Origin of the sequence: Paralteromonas sediminis (assembly GCF_003820355.1) — a bacterium.
GTDB classification, from domain to species: Bacteria; Pseudomonadota; Gammaproteobacteria; order Enterobacterales; family Alteromonadaceae; genus Alteromonas_F; species Alteromonas_F sediminis.
This window is the reverse complement of sequence record NZ_RPOK01000005.1, coordinates 56,889-74,963: the sequence shown is the minus strand read 5'-3', so window position 1 is coordinate 74,963 and position 18,075 is coordinate 56,889. Positions and strand designations below refer to the sequence as shown.

At 45.3% G+C, this 18,075-nt stretch carries 20 protein-coding genes; 12 read left to right on the top strand and 8 right to left on the bottom strand.

Going from position 1 to position 18,075, the window contains the following annotated elements; genetic code table 11:
- Positions 1-22: 22 nt before the first annotated feature.
- Positions 23-2,341, top strand: coding sequence for a carbohydrate binding family 9 domain-containing protein (locus DRW07_RS15315; protein WP_124028825.1), 2,319 nt, complete (start codon positions 23-25; stop codon positions 2,339-2,341).
- Positions 2,342-2,343: 2 nt separating this feature from the next.
- Here the strand turns inward: DRW07_RS15315 and DRW07_RS15310 are convergent, their stop codons facing one another.
- Positions 2,344-2,805 (bottom strand): cupin domain-containing protein, encoded by a 462-nt coding sequence (locus tag DRW07_RS15310; RefSeq protein ID WP_124028824.1) that lies wholly within the window; start codon positions 2,803-2,805, stop codon positions 2,344-2,346.
- Between the two features lie 111 nt (positions 2,806-2,916).
- On the opposite strand from DRW07_RS15310, the gene DRW07_RS15305 reads away from it, so the two are divergent.
- From DRW07_RS15305 to DRW07_RS15285, 5 genes are all read left to right on the top strand, one after another.
- Positions 2,917-3,795 carry a DMT family transporter gene (locus DRW07_RS15305; protein WP_338067773.1) on the top strand — a complete coding sequence of 293 codons (879 nt, stop codon included), beginning with the start codon at positions 2,917-2,919 and terminating at the stop codon, positions 3,793-3,795.
- Between the two features lie 149 nt (positions 3,796-3,944).
- Positions 3,945-4,337, top strand: coding sequence for a 30S ribosomal protein S6 (gene rpsF, locus DRW07_RS15300; RefSeq protein ID WP_124028823.1), 393 nt, complete (start codon positions 3,945-3,947; stop codon positions 4,335-4,337).
- Positions 4,338-4,348: 11 nt separating this feature from the next.
- Positions 4,349-4,576, top strand: coding sequence for a 30S ribosomal protein S18 (rpsR, locus tag DRW07_RS15295; protein ID WP_100643580.1), 228 nt, complete (start codon positions 4,349-4,351; stop codon positions 4,574-4,576).
- Positions 4,577-4,596: 20 nt separating this feature from the next.
- Positions 4,597-5,049: a 50S ribosomal protein L9 gene (rplI, locus tag DRW07_RS15290; protein ID WP_124028822.1), complete on the top strand. Its 453-nt coding sequence runs from the start codon at positions 4,597-4,599 to the stop codon at positions 5,047-5,049.
- A gap of 171 nt (positions 5,050-5,220) precedes the next feature.
- On the top strand, positions 5,221-6,453 hold the full coding sequence (locus DRW07_RS15285; protein WP_124028821.1) for a methyl-accepting chemotaxis protein: 1,233 nt from the start codon (positions 5,221-5,223) through the stop codon (positions 6,451-6,453).
- A 2-nt stretch (positions 6,454-6,455) separates the two neighbouring features.
- Here the strand turns inward: DRW07_RS15285 and DRW07_RS15280 are convergent, their stop codons facing one another.
- From DRW07_RS15280 to DRW07_RS15270, 3 genes are all read right to left on the bottom strand, one after another.
- Entirely contained in the window at positions 6,456-7,352 is an 897-nt protein-coding gene (locus tag DRW07_RS15280) for an HDOD domain-containing protein (protein WP_124028820.1), read from the bottom strand.
- 210 nt (positions 7,353-7,562) lie between these two features.
- Positions 7,563-8,219 (bottom strand): DUF1707 domain-containing protein, encoded by a 657-nt coding sequence (locus DRW07_RS15275; RefSeq protein ID WP_124028819.1) that lies wholly within the window; start codon positions 8,217-8,219, stop codon positions 7,563-7,565.
- Positions 8,220-8,308: 89 nt separating this feature from the next.
- Positions 8,309-8,953, bottom strand: coding sequence for an MOSC domain-containing protein (locus DRW07_RS15270; protein WP_124028818.1), 645 nt, complete (start codon positions 8,951-8,953; stop codon positions 8,309-8,311).
- 93 nt (positions 8,954-9,046) lie between these two features.
- Between DRW07_RS15270 and DRW07_RS15265 the strand changes: the two genes are divergently transcribed.
- The 4 genes from DRW07_RS15265 (at position 9,047) to dnaB (ending at position 12,607) form a co-directional block, all read left to right on the top strand.
- Positions 9,047-9,619, top strand: a complete 573-nt coding sequence (locus tag DRW07_RS15265; RefSeq protein ID WP_124028817.1) for an RNA polymerase sigma factor — start codon at positions 9,047-9,049, stop codon at positions 9,617-9,619.
- Positions 9,612-10,121 carry a hypothetical protein gene (locus tag DRW07_RS15260; RefSeq protein WP_124028816.1) on the top strand — a complete coding sequence of 170 codons (510 nt, stop codon included), beginning with the start codon at positions 9,612-9,614 and terminating at the stop codon, positions 10,119-10,121. Before DRW07_RS15265 ends, DRW07_RS15260 begins: the two co-directional genes overlap by 8 nt.
- 16 nt (positions 10,122-10,137) lie before the next feature.
- A complete protein-coding gene (locus DRW07_RS15255) occupies positions 10,138-11,103 on the top strand; it encodes a DUF4097 family beta strand repeat-containing protein (RefSeq protein ID WP_124028815.1) in 966 nt (321 codons plus the stop codon).
- Between the two features lie 97 nt (positions 11,104-11,200).
- Entirely contained in the window at positions 11,201-12,607 is a 1,407-nt protein-coding gene (gene dnaB / locus DRW07_RS15250) for a replicative DNA helicase (protein WP_124028814.1), read from the top strand.
- A gap of 47 nt (positions 12,608-12,654) precedes the next feature.
- Here the strand turns inward: dnaB and DRW07_RS15245 are convergent, their stop codons facing one another.
- Genes DRW07_RS15245 through DRW07_RS15235 form a run of 3 tightly spaced genes read right to left on the bottom strand, consistent with a single transcriptional unit; the run spans position 12,655 to position 14,762 of the window.
- Positions 12,655-13,782, bottom strand: coding sequence for an OmpA family protein (locus tag DRW07_RS15245; RefSeq protein ID WP_124028813.1), 1,128 nt, complete (start codon positions 13,780-13,782; stop codon positions 12,655-12,657).
- A 44-nt stretch (positions 13,783-13,826) separates the two neighbouring features.
- Positions 13,827-14,291 (bottom strand): chemotaxis protein CheX, encoded by a 465-nt coding sequence (locus DRW07_RS15240; protein WP_124028812.1) that lies wholly within the window; start codon positions 14,289-14,291, stop codon positions 13,827-13,829.
- Positions 14,292-14,312: 21 nt separating this feature from the next.
- Positions 14,313-14,762, bottom strand: coding sequence for a transcriptional repressor (locus tag DRW07_RS15235; protein WP_124028811.1), 450 nt, complete (start codon positions 14,760-14,762; stop codon positions 14,313-14,315).
- Between the two features lie 138 nt (positions 14,763-14,900).
- Between DRW07_RS15235 and nudC the strand changes: the two genes are divergently transcribed.
- The gene (gene nudC / locus DRW07_RS15230; protein ID WP_124028810.1) at positions 14,901-15,722 is read left to right on the top strand and encodes an NAD(+) diphosphatase; all 822 of its coding nucleotides are present in this window, start codon (positions 14,901-14,903) and stop codon (positions 15,720-15,722) included.
- A gap of 148 nt (positions 15,723-15,870) precedes the next feature.
- Positions 15,871-16,935, top strand: a complete 1,065-nt coding sequence (gene hemE / locus DRW07_RS15225) for a uroporphyrinogen decarboxylase (protein ID WP_124028809.1) — start codon at positions 15,871-15,873, stop codon at positions 16,933-16,935.
- Here the strand turns inward: hemE and queG are convergent.
- Positions 16,932-18,071 (bottom strand): tRNA epoxyqueuosine(34) reductase QueG, encoded by a 1,140-nt coding sequence (gene queG, locus DRW07_RS15220; RefSeq protein WP_124028808.1) that lies wholly within the window; start codon positions 18,069-18,071, stop codon positions 16,932-16,934. The two genes, hemE and queG, sit on opposite strands and share 4 nt — an antisense overlap.
- Positions 18,072-18,075 lie beyond the last annotated feature (4 nt).

The window sequence follows — 18,075 nt, the reverse complement described above, 5'->3', positions numbered from 1 at the left end:
AATAATAAAGAGAGCGCAGAAAATGCTGTTTTTTCGCACCCTAGTCCTATTGTTTTGTTTTGCGACCTTAAGTTCTAATGCCGTCGCGCAATCCCCCTCTAAACCGATTTCTATTCCTTCTATTGATGTGTCTACAGACGCGATTTCCATCGACGGGAAATTAGATGAGAGTGTTTGGCAAAACGCCGCTGTAGTCGAGTTAAATTATGTGACGAGCCCGTTTGAAAATACTGCACCGCCTGTTAAAACCACTGCGTATTTATTTGAAAACGGTACCACTTTGTTCGTTGCATTTGACGCAAAAACCCGACCAGGTGAACGCTTGGCTGCTTTTTACCAAGACAGAGACAAAGCCTGGGATGACGACTTGGTAGGTATCAAATTAGATCCCTTCAATAATGAGCGCCTAGCCTATCAGTTTTTCGTCAATCCGTTCGGCATACAGCTCGATTCGATCGAAAATGAAATTACAGGCAGTGAAAGTGATAGCTGGAATGCGATCTGGTACTCCTCTGGAGAAACCCATGAAGATGGCTTTCGTGTAGAAATGGCGATCCCCCTCAAGGCTATGAGCTTTTCTGGGGCTGAGGGCGAAAAAACCTGGCGCGCCGAGTTGGTTCGCTTTTATCCACGAGAAAATCGTTATCGGATTTCCAACCTGCCCAGAGACAGAAACAACCCCTGTATTTTGTGTCAATTGGGTGAAATTAAAGGGTTTGAAAATGTACAGCGTTCTACGAACTTAGTATGGGTACCTACGGCCGTTGTGGGTGCAACAAGAGCCCGTGACTTTGAGGAAAACAGTTGGAATAGCGAAGACAATCAGGAAGTAGGACTTGATGTAAATTGGAATGTCACGCCTCAAAGCCTACTTCAGGCTACATTTAATCCTGATTTTTCTCAGGTCGAAGCAGATGTCGCACAAGTCAGCATTAATAATACATTTTCGCTATTTTTTGATGAGCTAAGGCCTTTCTTTGTCGAGAATGCTGAGTACTTTTCAACTAACCAAAACTTGGTTTACACGCGAAATATCAATGCGCCCAATGTCGGAGCTAAGTTTACCGGTCAAAAAGATAGTCACACCTTAGGTGTTTTTGTGGCAGACGATGACACTACTCAGTTTATTGTTCCTGGAAATTTAGGCTCACGTGTGGGGTTTATCGATGAATCCAGTATCAACGGTGCGGTACGATATCGATATGATGTAAGTAATGACTGGTCAGTAGGTGGGCTAGGTACTTTCCGCTCTTCTGACAATTATCATAATTTGTTGTCATCTTTTGATAGCAAGTACCAACTAACAGAAAACGATACTTTCTGGTTTCAGTACATGCGCTCTGATACCGAGTACCCAGACGGCTTTTTTCAAAACTTCTGCGCCAATGATTGCTCAGACCCCGATGGCGCTTCTGAGGCCGGGCTGCGTACAAAATTCCAAGAGGCATTTTCAGGGCAGGCATACAGGCTTACCTATGAACATGCCAGGCGAGATTGGTGGTTCAGGGCTGACCACTCTGACTTTTCTGAGGGGTTCAGAGCTGATTTAGGGTTTCAATCGCGGACCGATTTTACCAAAAGTGTACTTGGTGGAGGCTACTACTGGTGGAATGAAGAGGAGGACAGCTGGTGGAACCGCATTCGTGTAAACGGTGACTGGGATATTACTCACAATCAAAACGGAGAACTCATTGAGAGAGAGGTAGAGGTTTACGCGTCGGTTTTAGGTGCAAAGCAGTCCTATGTTGAGTTGCAATACCTTAAACGTGTAAACCGAGGGCAGCGGCAGGACAGCAGTAATTTGTCCGTTGATTTCAGTTCAACTCTGTTTGATGAATACTTTTATTCTTTGTATGCCGAAATACGACCTGTTCCGGAATTCTTTATCAGTGGCTTTGTCAGCACGGGTGAGGTAATTGACTATGCTAATAACCGTTTGGGTGACAGACTCTTTGCTGAATCTGAAATTGAATGGAACATTGGTCAGCACGCGAAAATAAGTTTTTTCCAGTTATTCAGCGAGCTCGAATCGGCGAGTCAGCCGCTGTTTACCGCCAGGCTGACAGACTTGCGATTCACCTATCAGTTTGATGCAAGACACCTGATTCGACTTATTGTGGCGTATGACAATACAGACAGGAACCCTGATAACTACCCGTATGAGGTAAAGGCTAAGTCTAAAGACTTCAACGCGCAGCTGCTATATTCCTATAAGATAGATCCGTTAACGAAACTTTTCATTGGCTTTGGACAAGAGGCACGAAACAGGTTGGAGCAGGGGCCTCTGGTTACCAGGCAGCAATCTGCTTTCATGAAAATAAGTTACGCTTGGCAGCAATAATGTTATAGAAAGCGTTGAAAGTTGGGATAATGATTGAGCAGGCTCACCTGAGTTTTACTGTCTTCAATAAAGGTGAAGTCTGCAAAATCAAACCCGGGAGCAACTGTGCAGCCTACCAGTGAGTATTCGCCAGCCGATTCAGCGGCTTGAAACATACCGCCCGGGATTACTGCGGTATACTCACCGTCTTTTCCGCCAATGGTATGTGTATCGATAGTGTTGCCATCAAACTGGTGAAGCGTCAGGGGGGCGCCAGCATAATGGTGCCAAATTTCATCGTGTAAGACTTTGTGAAAGCGTGACACCTCGCCCATTCTGAGTAAAAAATAAATTTGAGTCACCGCGCTTCTTGGCGCTTTGTTTACCGGAGATAAAACGGTCTGAGACGAGACATAGGTTTGTCTGTAGTGACCGCCCTCCGGGTGTGGCTGCAACTTATATTTCTCTATTAAATATTCAACCATAACAACTTGGATTTATTTCCAACACACTAAAACTATCAACCAAATCTGAATTTTTGCAAATTTTAAATGAGCTGATACCCTGTGCGCCTTTTTATACAGCGGCGACAAAAAATGATTGGTGAGGTAGCAGCACTCAGCACGGCTTTATGTTGGGCAATAGCAGCAAGGCTTTTTAGAGTGCTAGGGCGATCCTTTTCGCCATTGGCGTTAAATTTTTATAAAGGGCTGGTAGCCATTGTACTACTTTGGGTTATCACCACATTCTTCATTCCCGGTATAGCATTACCGAACAGTGCCTATATATGGCTACTTTTGAGTGGGGTAATAGGGATTGGATTGGGCGATACATTTTTCTTTCAGGCACTAAACAAAATAGGTGACAGCCAGAGTATCTTAGTGGCTGAGACGCTAGCTCCAATTTTCACAGCACTCATGGCAATGGCCTGGATCAACGAGTGGTTAACCTGGGAGCAGTGGCTAGGCATTGCTATCGTTATTTTTTCTGTAGACGTAATCGTAAAAATACAAAAAAAAGACGAGACGCAAATTTTTGTTCTGTCTGGCTATGTATTCGCGGGGTTAGCAGCACTTTGTCAGGCTGTTGGCGCCGTTATAAGTCGCGATATTTTAACCACTTACACGGATTTGGATGCTTTCAATGCCAGCCAAATTCGATTGATTGGTGGGATGGCCATTATTGTGATTCTGATGCTGGTCATGCGCCAAAACTGGAAGCCCAAAACTGAAAATGTCGTTAAAACCTGGCAGCTCTTCGCTGCTGCTACTGTACTCGGAACGGTTGCTGCACTTTATCTGCAAATGCTTGCCTTTCAACATACAAAAGCCGCGATTGTGCAAACTCTCTTTGCGACAAGTGTCGTGCTATCACTGGGCGTTGCACTTGTGCTGGGTGAAAAGGTCAGCAAGAAAACGGCACTATGGTCAGTCACGGCGTTAATCGGTGTCAGTGTATTGGTTTTTGCGGAGTAGACTTTTTAAGTACTCTGATAACGCGAATAAATGTTGAACAGGGGCGCTAACATCTATATAATGCGCGCCCTTGCAGCTACCACTATAAGTTCCTTGTCTCTATGCAGATAGCTGCACTGCCCGAGACTACAACCGTAAGGAGCGTTTTGATGCGTCATTACGAAATCGTATTTATGGTTCACCCTGATCAGAGTGAACAAGTACCTGGTATGATCGAGCGTTATACCACTATCCTAAAACAAGACGGTGGACAAGTTCATCGCTTGGAAGACTGGGGCCGTCGCCAGTTGGCATACCCAATCGAGAAGCTTCACAAAGCGCACTACGTGCTTATTAACGCTGAAGCAACTGCAGAAGCTATCGAAGAGTTGGAAACGGCATTCCGTTTTAACGACATCGTACTTCGTAACCTTGTAATGCGCACTAAAGGCGCAGTCACTGAAGCTTCGCCTATGATGAAAGAAGATCGTCGTGAGCGTCGTGAAGAAGCACCAAGAGTGGAAGCAAAGCCAGCTCCTGCTGCAAGTGAAGATCAGGAATAAGGGGAAGTATAATGGCTCGTTTTTTCAGACGTCGTAAGTTCTGCCGTTTCTCAGCAGAAGGTGTAGCAGAAATCGATTATAAAGATATTGCTACATTGAAAAACTACATTACCGAAAGCGGTAAGATTGTTCCTAGCCGTATTACTGGCACTAGTGCGAAGTATCAGCGTCAGCTGTCTACTGCAATTAAACGCGCGCGTTTTCTTGCTTTGCTTCCATACACAGATTCTCACAAGTAATTAGCGAAGGAGTAGATTAGATGGAAATCATCTTATTAGACAAAATCGCTAATCTTGGCGGATTGGGCGACAAAGTAAGCGTTAAATCTGGTTACGCTCGTAACTTCTTGTTTCCGAAGGGAAAAGCAGTGCCAGCAACAAAGGAAAACGTTGAAAAATTTGAAGCACGCCGTGCTGAGCTTGAAGCGAAAATCGCAGACCAGCTAGCAGCAGCGCAAGCTCGTGCAGAAAAAGTAGAAGCATTGGAAAATGTAACTATTGCTGCGCCAGCAGGCGACGAAGGTAAACTTTTTGGTTCAGTCGGTACGCGCGACATCGCAGAAGCTATCACAGCTGCAGGTGTTGAAGTGGCTAAAGCTGAAGTTAAATTGCCTACCGGTACTCTGCGTGAAACAGGCGAGTACGATATTGACTTGCAGCTTCACTCAGACGTAACAACCACAGTAAAATTGGTCGTTATCGCTGAAGCATAAGCGTTTAGAAATATTAGAAAAGGCCGGTCTTTTGACCGGCCTTTTTTATTTAATATTTACAAAACACTGATTCACCTCAATAACTGGCATACTCATGCCTTGTACACTAGCCTTGGAGATGTAGACTGTATAAACATTGATTTCATAATTCACAGAGAGTGACTGGTAAGTATGCAAGCATTTTGGCAGTTGTATGATGTTATCGAAAGAACCTTCTTTTATACACTCACGCGGAAGATCATTGGCAATATTACCTTCTTGTTTTTGTTTCAGGTGGCTAACTTCTATTTGTTTTATCAGGTCGCAGCTACACCCGCAGAAGAGCGAACTTCACTCACATCAGCGATGATCACTCTGTTTGTCTTGGGTACCTTCAGTTTCGCATTTACCATTTTTTATCTTCACTATTTAATAGTAAGGCCTGTTAAGGCACTCTTGAATACGCTCAATGACATCAATCACACTCGTGGTGACCTCTCTACGCGATTACCCGCCTTCACTCGGGATGAATTTCGGGAAGTATCTGAAGCCTATAATTTATTTGCTAGTAATCTGAGTGACCTAGTTCATCAAATTCACAACGATGCGAACAAATCTAGTGATGCGAATCAGGTGATGGCTAACGTGGTGAAAGACGTAAATGAACAAGTGGCCAAGCAAAAGTCTATGAGTCATGAGATTAATGAGTCCACCCAAACCGTAAGCCACAGTATCAGCAATATAGTTAGCGCATCAGAGCAAGTCACAATGACCAACAAGCGCAATTTGGTTAATGCTGAAGACGCAAACCAAAATCTGTCAGAGTCCAAGCAACAAATTGAAAAAATAACGGCGTTATTACAACAATTTTCCAGCACAGTGCAGGGGCTTCAGGCCAATGCAGAGAATGTGCGAAACATATTGCGCATGGTGGAAGAATTTGCTGATCAGACTAACCTGTTAGCACTCAATGCGGCGATCGAAGCCGCACGTGCCGGAGAAGCAGGCCGCGGATTTGCTGTGGTTGCTGATGAAGTTCGAACACTTTCTGCAAAAGTGGCTGATGCTACTCAGCAAATTAGTCACTTCCTGAATGATATGGAAACCCTGGTGGGTGAGACCCAAGAAGAGTCTACACGTTTGGTCAATGTGTCTGATGAGATGCAATCAAGCATAAAAGGCACATCAGATACCTTCGCGACTATGATGCAGGACTTCATTCAGAATATAGAAGCATTTAAGTTAATTATGTCTTCAGTCACCGCACTGCAACATCAGCATGAGCATACCAGTTCCAGCACTGAACTTATCACTCAGTTGAGCGATGATATCCAACATAAAATGCAGGTCGCAAACCAAGAAGCCAATCAGGCTAAGCAATTAGCATTGGCGACGCAAAATGGGCTAAACCAATTTGTTGAGTAGCGTTAGCCCAATCCTAACGCTTTGCTTTTATATTTTGCTATTTCCAACACGCTGTGAAGATTAGCCATTACATTATCGTCTATGGCTGCCCCCGTTTGCTCTAACCACTCTGAAAGTATGATGTTTTCGTTTATTGCGTCAGTCATAGCTTGTGCAGTGAGCATTTCCCTGTCTTGATAATGATAAATAAATTCACTGACGAAGTCGGCAAGCTGAACCACTCTCAATAAATGGATATTAGCGCTATCCTCTTTGGGGGCCTTCGCAAGGGAGTAGTCATGGTGCATTTTTACCACCCAAATAATGTCAGCAGGGACTTGCCACATCTTACATATATAAGCGCCTAACAGAGGGTGCGGTGTACCATATATATGCTTTTCCGCCTCAATATGCTCTTTGGGGGTAGCCCACTCATAACAATTAACTTTTTCCAGTGTTGATTTGTTCAGATCGAACATTAAAAAAAGCCCAATATCATGTAGTAGCCCTGTCAAAAACGCGTGCTCTGGCAAAAGTTGGGTATTTTTAATTAACTCACGTGCAATAAATCGACTTAGCAATGCAACTTCCAAAGAATGAACCCAAATGCGTTTTTCCGCGGTTGTAGCCGGAACAAAGACTTTGGTGACGGCCATTGAAGCCACCAGACTGAAAATATCATTAATTCCTATCCGAATGATTGCTTCCTTTAATCCAGTAATTGGCTGCCGAGACACCCGTGATGCGGTATTAGAGAACTTGATAATACGCAATGCCAAAGAGGGGTCGTCTTCTGAAATGGCCAGGACTTTTTTGAAATAGTTTGGGTCATTAGGGGATAGTGCTAAGAGCCTAGTTACCGCTACGGGCAGCATAGGTAAGGTTTCTATATGCTCTATCAGTGCTTTATTTATGCTCATTCAGCGCACCTTATAAGCAGACAACGCCAGCTAACTCTGCTAAAACTCGAACCGCTCGTCTAGCCAATCATTCTTCCCCCACCTTATTTATCTGATCAATATAGTCAAAATAAGCAGGTGTAGTAAACCAAACAGGGTTGGTAAGGAGAAATTAAGGCCGACAATTAATGAACAGAGCTCCCGAGTAATGCGATCAAGAGCCAGCGAGTGTCAGATACCCGATTTTGTGTTCATCATGGTTTTCATTTGATGTGCGAAATTGATAAACATTTTTTTAAAGTTGGTTTTTACTTTAACGCTAATACCGCCAAAGATGGCCATCCCTTCTATGCGAATAATAGGGCCCTGTGTACCTGAAAGGGTGGACGCCTTGTTGTCCATTCCACCAAAAATACATATAACAGACGACATTACCCTAGCGCCGGGAGGCACGTATAAAGTTTCACCTCCAAATAGACAAAATGACTTAATGCGAACTTCTTTCGACGTAAAAATGGCATCAGTCATATCAATTTTACTGCCGCCGAATACGCTAAGCGTTTTTAGTTGAGAAGGAACCACCCATTGGCCTGTTCTGTCTGAACCGCCGAAAATATTAACAATATGCTCGGAATCTGCGTGGGCGTACGGATCGTAAGATACGTCGAAGTGTCGTTTTTTCTGCTCCTTAATTTCGGAATCATCTGGGGTTTCTAAGTCAGAAATTTGTTGCATTATCTGGCTGGGATCACGGCTGCCCATGGCAACGTCTAACCTGCGTTCAAATGCTTCTTCTGAAATCACTCCGTGGCTGTAATTGTGGATCAGCACATCGACTACTTGATCTCTGACACTGGCTATTGGTCTATCTTCTACTTTAACCGTCATGCAGGTTACTCCGAGCACTTCTTAGCAAATATGATTGCCGATGCTCAAAAAAACCACAAGGAAAAGCTTGTATCAAAGTATGTCATTGACTAGCGTTCGGCTCGCATTGCTTTGTGCTTGCACTTCTCACGCCATTCCTGGTCAAGGGCTTCCAGTGTGCTGTAATAACAAAGGTCTTCATGTTTAGCCTCTTCAGCAAAAACGGCTGTCACTAGGTCATGAATGGATACCGATTCAACTGGCCGCTCTATGAGCGTCACCTCGGCATTCAACGTCAGCACTCCAGTTTCAAGCACGCGGTAGTACCAACCCGTAATGCCATGTTTACCGACATACCTGTCCATGTTTTTTTCCCCAAAGCGATGAGAAATTTTATTACAGGGCGCTCTAGGAGCACTGACCTGTAAGACGACATCGCCCATTTTGTAGATGTCGCCAACCTGAACACGGGTATCGTCCATACCATCAACGGTAATGTTTTCTCCAATACTACCGGGCACAAAAGAACCAGATAGAGATGGATAGGCTTTGGACAATTGGCGATAACCGGGTAATCCGTATTGATGCAGTACCTTTTCCGGGCCACCATGAAGTTTTTTATTGCCTTGTTCGTCTTCTTCTGTACCGTCAGATGTTACAGTAAGAAAGGGCACGGCAGTTTTAATAATGCTACTAGGCGCTTTTCGTGGTCCGAATGGCGCGGGTTTTCCTGCGAAGAGGCCATCAATTTGCATTTTTACTCCGAAATTTTTTTACCCGTTTAAACCTTTCCTGTGTAGTCTACGACTAACAACACAGAAAGCAAAGAAACAAGGACTTGGTCTTCCATGACAAGCAGCGTAATAGACGCTTCAACGACCTTCCAACAGGCTCAAGAAAAAGGCCTGATAGAGGCGGCAAAACAAGGTGACAAGCTGGCTTATCGGCAGCTGTATGAGAGTCATGTTGGGAGAGTTTATGCACTGTGTTTTCGCTTGACCGCAGACAAGGCGTTGGCTGAAGACGCAACACAAGAGGTGTTTATCCAATTGTGGAGAAAGTTAGACAACTACAGTGGTCAAAGTAAATTTTCTACCTGGCTGCACAGTGTTACATCTAACGTCACCGTGTCTTATATCAGGAAGCAAAAAGGCTGGTGGCAAAAGGTATTTAATATTGAAGATGCAGGCCTTCATGAGGACGCAGATGCTGGGTCAGCAGGTGATATTGACTTGGAAGCCTATATTCTTAAGTTGCCAGAACGAGCCAGAATGGTCTTTGTGCTGCATGCTATTGAAGGGTTTAGACACGAAGAAGTAGCCAGTATGTTGGATATGGCAGTGGGGTCAAGCAAAGCGCAATTTCATCGGGCTAAGCAATTGTTAACGGAGTGGATGAGTGATGCAAACGAAAATGAGTGAACAACGCTTACAAGACGCGTTAGCAGCGCTTCCTAGTGAAAAGTCGCCTCAGCGTGATCTGTGGCGAGGTATAGAACTAGCGTTGGAAAACCCAGGACAAGCAAAAAATGATGCGCCCGTGTCTGAGGTGTCAAAAAATAAGGCTCCGGTGTGGTTAGCGAGTGCGGCATCGTTTGCATTAGTTGCGACACTGGGTTGGTTTGGTTTACAGGAAAAAGCAGGGTCTGACTTGTCTATACAAAGTGCGGCACTTGTAGAGTCTTTGAGTCAACAGCAGCAAAATCAGGTCAATGCAATGTTGGTAAGGTTTGAAGGTCAAGACCCTGCCTCTGACAATTGGCAGGAACAAATGAAAGAATTAGATGATGCGGCGACTGCTATAAAAGTCGCATTAGAAGAAGATCCAGCCAATGGCGCACTGTTGCAAATGTTGCAGCATGTTTATCAACAGCAAATCGCGTTAATTGAGCGAGTACATGCGCCCAAATGGCAGCAAATTTAAAATACGAGGTGTGGTTATGAAAAATGTCATTATTTCTTTATCGATGGTCGGTTTAGCGCTTTCTTCCTCTGCTGCCTTTGCTCAACAGGCCGTGAACGAGTCCATGAGCGCCTCCGCAAACGGTTATGTTCATATTGAGCACATGAATGGCAAGGCAAAAATCATCGGATGGGATAAAAACGAAGTTACAGTTACCGGTGAAGTGGGTGAAAAAACCGAAGAATTTATTTTCGAAAAGCGCGGTGATGAGATCCGTATAGAGGTTGAAGTTAAGTCAAAAGGCTGGGGAGGCTGGGGTAACTGGAGTAGTGATGAAGGCGATGACCTGACCATATATGTGCCTAGCGCAAGTAGCATTAACTATGAGAGCATCAATGCTCGCGTATCGCTTGAACAACTAAGTGGCGGAATACAGGTAGAAGTGGTGAACGGGCACGTTGATGCTGACACGATATCTGGCCGTATGCGCTTCGAATCTGTCAATGGCAACATTGATGTAGAAAATGTGGAAGGCGACCTGTCTGTTGAAACGGTTAACGGAGATATTCGCGGCGAACAGAGTGGCAATGGCGACCTTAATCTGGATACGGTGAACGGAAATATTCGCTTTACGTCACAAAGTGAAGACGTAAGGGCTGAATCCGTCAACGGAGGCATTGAACTGAAGTTGGCGACGGTAAGAGATTTGGATATTACAACGGTAAACGGCGGTATCGAAGTAGGTATGATGTTACACAAAGAAGGGGATGTACAGGCGTCGTCGGTAGGCGGCCGTATAGAAATGACCTTCCAAAAGGACGTAAACGCACGATTTGATATTGAAGGCCATGCTGGGGGAAAAATTGTTAATCGCATTACAAGTGATGAAATGCAAAAAGCGAAATATGGCCCAAGACGTTGGTTGAACTTCTCAACAGGTAGTGGTTCAGCCCAGGTAGAGATTTCAACAGTCAATGGAAGGGTGGAATTGTCTACTGACTGATTCAGTCAAAACACTTAAAGGCCGGCATTCATGCCGGCCTTTTTGTTTGCCCACCTAGCATCCGTTATCGATATGACGCATAATAATCGGCCGTGTGATGATAAGCGAAAATCAACAAGCCGTGGCCAACTCAGCAAAAGATCAGGTAATCGAAAAACTTAAAATTCCTCCCCACAGTATTGAGGCGGAACAGTCGGTGCTGGGCAGTATGCTGATTTCCCCTGATAGCTGGGATAGAGTGACTGAACTGGTAGGGGAGAACGACTTTTACAATCGTTCACATCAAATTGTTTTTTCCGCCATCTTACGTTTGCTGAAAAATAATCTGCCCGTAGACCTAATTACCGTTGCCGAAGAGTTAGAAAAACACGATCAATTGTCTGATGCCGGCGATTTTGCTTATCTTGCCGAACTCGCCAAGAATACACCTAGTGCGTCTAATGTAACGGCCTATGCCAACATTATAAAAGAGCGCGCTATTACGCGGGAACTGATTGCCGTTGCCAACGAGATAGCTGAGGCAGGGTATAATCCAGAAGGGCGGGATAGCGCTGACATTTTAGACTTGGCTGAGAGCAAGGTCTTTGAGATCGCAGAACGTCGCACTGGCGACAATGAAGGGCCAAGGGACGTTGAGTCCGTATTGGGTAAAACCATTGACCGGTTGGAGGCCTTGCTGAAAGACAACCGTGAAGTGACAGGGGTGTCTACCGGTTACACTGATCTGAATAAAAAAACCAGTGGTCTGCAACCTTCCGACCTGATTATCGTTGCGGCAAGACCGTCTATGGGAAAAACCACATTCGCGATGAACCTGTGCGAAAATGCCATGATGACGGAAGATAAACCCGTTTTGGTATTTAGCCTAGAGATGCCTGCCGAGCAAATCATGATGCGTATGTTGGCGTCTTTAAGCCGTGTGGACCAAACCAAAATCAGAACCGCGCAACTTGATGATGAAGACTGGGCCCGTATTTCAAATACCATGGCCAGCCTTAAAGACAGAGACAACTTGTTTGTGGATGACTCATCTGGCTTGACGCCTATGGAGCTGCGCTCTCGTGCAAGAAAGCTGGCGCGTGAGAGAGGTGGTATCAGTTTGATCATGGTTGACTACTTGCAACTCATGCGTGTGCCTTCTTTGTCTGATAATCGAACCCTTGAGATTGCCGAGATATCGCGCTCTCTTAAGGCCTTGGCTAAAGAACTGGAAGTTCCTGTTGTGGCATTGTCTCAGCTCAACCGTAGTTTGGAGCAACGTGCAGATAAACGTCCTGTTAACTCCGACTTGCGTGAATCTGGCTCCATAGAACAAGATGCTGATTTAATCATGTTTATATACAGAGACGAGGTTTACCACGAAAACAGTGAAGATAAGGGCATTGCAGAAATCATTATTGGTAAGCAGCGTAATGGTCCAATCGGAACGAGCCGACTGACGTTCCAGGGGCAGTTTTCGCGTTTTGACAATTACGCAGGTCCTGCAAGGCCAGATGACTATTAAAAAAGCCCGCGTTTAACGCGGGCTTTTTGTATATCTGACTATTCAGCCTATTTAGTCAACTTCACCTTAATTACCTCAGAAACATTTACTACGATTCTGCGGTTTAGGCGATGAGCAGCTGCTGTATTACTTGAATCCAGCAAGCGTGTTTCACCATAGCCTTCAGTAGAAAGGCGTGATGCGTCTATACCCTTGTCAACAAGGACATCTTTGAAGGCATTAGCACGGCGCTTTGACAAATCCATATTATAGTCTGCGTCACCTGGCGTAGAAGCATGGCCTTCAATGACTGCTTGAACCTTGCCATAACGCTTCAAGAAGTTAACCAAGTCGATAATTTCACTGTCGTTAGGTTCTTCAACTTTGGCACTGTCGTTCGCAAACAATACACGAACCGTTTTAGATACTTCTTCTTCACCGAAACGGGTACAACCTTCTGCGTCTACAACGTCGCCTCGAGGTGTATTCGGGCACTTGTCTGCGCTATCTGCTACGCCATCGCTGTCGCTGTCTTTTTCCATCGGGCAACCATTGGCATCAACATTGACGCCTGGTGCAGTGCCAGGGCAACGATCATTTCTGTCTAATACGCCATCGTTATCAGAGTCAAGTGGTGCAACTGCAGCTGGCTCACTGGAAGAAAGGTATCCGCCGGTGCCAAAATTAAACGCAATGCCTACTTTGAAGGCTACGTCTTTGGTGCCTTGACCAAAGTCACGGTTAGCAGCTACCTCTGTGATCACTCTAAAGTAATCACTGCTTCCCCAATGCTTACCTACACCGATGTTGAACAGTCCATAGCTTTCATCCAGGGAGAGTTTTTTTACACCTGTGAATGCATAAAAAGTGTCTTCGGGGAAAAAGTACACGGCATCAACGCCATAAAGGCTGCCACTTTGTCTGCGATAACCACCGTCCGTTTTGATATTGTATTTGGTAAACTCAGCGCGCAACCCCCATTTAGGAGTGAATTTCCAGCCCGCTTCAATACCTAGACCTAAGCCGTTGTCGAGGTAGTCGCCAGGTTGGCCGTAAGGCTTGTCTTTATTAATGTCATAAAGTGAGCCATACACACCAACCCATTTATAATTGTCGTCTCCACCGTTAGAGTTAGCTAACGCTGCTGCGCTGCCGAGCGAAAGAGCTAATGTGAGTGCTGTTAATTTTGTTTTCATTTTTTTTCCTTGATTCGTATTTTTTTTAATCTTTCTCAAAAACGTTATTTGTCAAAGCATATTTCCATGTGAGCACTGCCCTCATCACACATGAATGGCAATATAATTTTCGGGCCGTCCACCTGGTGACTGATAGTGTGGTCTTTACCTGAAACAACAACAGGTGTTGCCATACCAAAATCGTAGCCAACGTCAGCTAAATCGCGTTTTGCGCTCCCGGCGATCATATTCGTCACTTCACCCACCATATCACCGACATCAGCGTCTAATTTTGCGGGCCTCTCGCCCACCATTCTTTCCATAATGGTCAACGCTAGGCTTTCATCAAATGTGATAGACAATGAGCCTTTGGTTTCCGGCCCTATCATGCCGATTAGCCCAGATACGTCGCCCTTGGCCACTTCATTACTTTTTCTTTGAGGTCTTCCTGGCTTGAGGGTAGTTTGAGCCATGGTTTCCATTACATTAAGAAGCCCCTTAATAAAGGGGTTAATAAATTCTGCGTTCATCTTCATACGTCCTTAACGCGATTATATTCCGCTATTTTCATCCAATTTACAGTCACTGCAGAGGCCATGTGCCTCAATGGTCTGCTTGGAGATTTTAAATCCTTTTGCCTCTGCCTGAGTTCGTAAGGTGTCTTCCAGCCCTTCAGACTGAATTTCTACTACGTGCCCGCAGCTATCACAGATTAAAAATTGTACCGGATGCTGGCAGCCAAAATGATGACACGCGACAAATGCATTTGTAGATTCCAAGCGATGAATAAAACCAAAATCGAGTAAAAAATCTAATGTTCTGTAAACTGTAGCAGGTTTCGCACTACTTTCCGTTTCTTTCAAAGCATCTAGAAGCTCGTAGGCCCCGATTGGGCCGTGTTTGTCGAGCATCAGAGCATAAATTTTCTCACGCAACGGTGTGAAACGTGCCCCTCGATGCTCACAATAGGCGCGAGCTTTTGTCAGTGTAGCCGTGCTCATCGTATTTGCTTGACTCTAGTGATATTTTAAACCTCCATGATAAGTGGGTTGGTTAAAAACCGCTACCAAATTAATCAATAAAAACGCTGTTATATGTTAGCGTGTAGCGCAGTATTTAGATCTATTCGAGCGATATTCATGTTATCACATGTAGCAAACCCTAGCCTGTGTTCCCAGTCGTCAACCTGGATTATCGTTAGCAAAGGCAACGTATTGGTGAGCCAGGAAACAGGGCAACTGCCCGAACTTGGCTGGGATGCGTTGGTACCACTCCATGCCTACCACGACGAGATTGCTAATCTTAAAGACTTTGATGGAAACGAAACGGGTTTCTATTTGGTTGATGTAGGCGCCGAACCGCTAACCTTACAAGGGTACGAATTTGTTTCTCTGCGCCAGGCAATGATGAACACAAACCACGAGCCATTTGGTGTAATTGGCAGGGCTTGGCAGTTTCTTCATTTTTACAATACTCATAGATTTTGTGGCCGGTGCGGCACTGCAATGACCCGCGTAGATTGGGAAGTTGCAGTGCATTGTCATCAGTGTGGCCATCGTTGTTACCCTCGGGTTTCGCCCTGTGTCATCGTAGCAATTTATCGCAAGGGGCAAATCTTATTAGCGCAGGGCAATCGGCATCAAACATCGGGGTTTTTCTCAACCATAGCCGGATTTGTAGAAAGCGGTGAAAGTCTTGAGCAAGCAGTAGTAAGGGAGGTGTATGAAGAGGTCGGTGTAAGAATCAAAAAGCCTGAGTATTTTGGTAGCCAACCTTGGCCTTTTCCCCATGCTTTAATGGTCGGTTACTTGGCTGAATGGCAAGAGGGCGATATTGTGATTGATGAACACGAGATAGCTCAAGCACATTGGTTTGATGTTGAGAATCTACCCAAAACACCGCCTAAATTTAGTATTGCCGGTCAGTTAATTGAACAGGTTGTTCAGCGTCAGAACCAATAAAAAACCCCGCAAAGCGGGGTCAGAATTTTTACAGCGCTCGGCTTGTATGCAAGCTTCTTTATTTTATTGTTTAAAGTTGTAGCAAACACTTACTCCAAAGGCAAGATTTCCTGATATACTTTTGCCAAATTTTTTCTTCGTAAGAGTCATGGAATTAAAAAACGATAGATACTTGCGCGCATTGCTCAAGCAACCTACAGACGTCACGCCAGTGTGGATGATGAGACAAGCTGGGCGATACCTTCCTGAATATCGTGCAACACGAGGTGTGGCAGGTGACTTTATGTCCTTGTGTAAAAATGCAGAACTAGCCTGTGAAGTCACGCTTCAACCGCTAAGGCGTTATGAACTAGACGCTGCAATTCTGTTTTCAGATATCTTAACTATCCCTGACGCTATGGGATTGGGTTTGTATTTTGAAACCGGTGAAGGGCCTAAATTTGAACGCCCGGTATGTAGTGAGTCTGCTGTCGATGCACTACCTATTCCCGATCCCGAAGATGAATTGGGTTATGTCATGAATGCAGTGCGCACTATACGCAGAGAACTCAAAGGCAGCGTGCCTTTAATTGGGTTCTCTGGTAGCCCATGGACGTTAGCGACCTATATGGTGGAAGGGGGCTCGAGTAAAGCCTTCACTAAGATAAAAAAGCTGGCGTTTGCGCAACCCAAGGTGCTGCATAAGCTGCTAGATAAGCTTGCCGATGCTGTTGTGCTATACCTGAATGCACAAATTAAGGCTGGCGCGCAGTCGGTTATGATCTTCGATACCTGGGGAGGCGTTTTATCCCCACGCGACTACAAGCTATTTTCATTGCAGTACATGGAAAAGATCGTAAATGGATTAATTCGAGAGCATGATGGACGTAAAGTCCCAGTGACGCTTTTTACTAAGAATGGCGGTATGTGGTTAGAATCAATTGCTGCAACCGGCTGTGATGCAGTAGGCCTTGACTGGACTATTGATATTGCCGATGCCAAAGCCAGGGTAGGTGATAAAGTGGCACTTCAAGGTAATATGGACCCTTCAATGTTATACGCACCCGCAGCTCGCATTGAAGAAGAGGTTGCTCATATTCTCGCCGGGTTTGGTGAGGGAAGTGGTCATGTGTTCAATTTAGGGCATGGTATTCATTTGGATGTGCCACCCGAAAACGCCGGCGTGTTTGTAGATGCGGTGCATCGTTTGAGCAAGGCTTACCATAAGCGCTAAGCGTCTCGGGGTAAGCCCTTTTCAACAATGCGAACGAGTCGCTGCGTAAGACGACGTGGCGATGCGTCGTTTTTCTTTTTTTGTTGCTGCTCAAGTGCCCACTGTATGTGCCGTTGCACCATGTCTGAAGACGTAATAAGGGCCGCTTCGAGCGCTGTTACAATGTCGGGCTGATAAGGCGCATTGCCTAGCGCAACAGCAAGATTGCGTTGCCATCTTTCAAAACCAATCCGGCGTATTGCACTGCCTTCTGTATTGCGCAGGAAGGTGGTCTCGTCCCAATTAAAAAGGGCGAGTAGTGTTTGGCCATGAAGCTGTTTCCTGGGTAAAAAGTCTTCTTCTTCCGTGATCTTTGCATAGCGATTCCATGGGCACACTAATTGACAGTCATCACACCCATAAATGCGATTGCCCATTGCCTGTCTAAACTCGACGGGAATGTCGCCGCTGTTTTCTATTGTTAAGTAAGAGATACAACGCCTTGCGTCTACGGTATACGGTGCGACGATTGCCTCCGTAGGGCAAATAGTCATACAGGCGTTACAGGTACCACAGCCTTCCTCAACAGGGAGATCCACAGGCAAGGGTAGATTGATAAAGAGTTCCCCCAAAAAGAACCAAGAACCTGCCTCGCGATTTAATGTTAGTGAGTGCTTGCCAGTCCAGCCAATCCCCGCTTTTTCTGCTATAGCATGTTCCAATACAGGTGCAGAATCCACAAAAGGGCGAAACGTGGTTTGGGCGAGTGACTGCGTGATCTTGTCCCCCAACTGTTTTAATTTATTGCGCATAACTTTGTGATAGTCGCGGCCCAGCGCATAACGACTAATGTACGCTACCTCTTGCTGTGAAAGGTGTTTGGCAAACGAGGCATCAGGGGGCAGGTAGTCCATGCGCACACTAATCACCCTCACTGTACCCGGCACTAACTCGTTGGGACGAGAGCGTTTGGTACCGTGCCTTTCCATAAAGTGCATTTCACCGTGATAGCCACTTGCCAGCCACTTCTCCAAGTAGGCTTCGTGTTGAGACAGATCAACATCTGCGATGCCGACTTGCTGAAAACCTAGCGCACGGCCCCAAGCCTTGATATTGTCTGTAAGCCTGAGTAAATCCACCGACTCTATATTGGACATATAA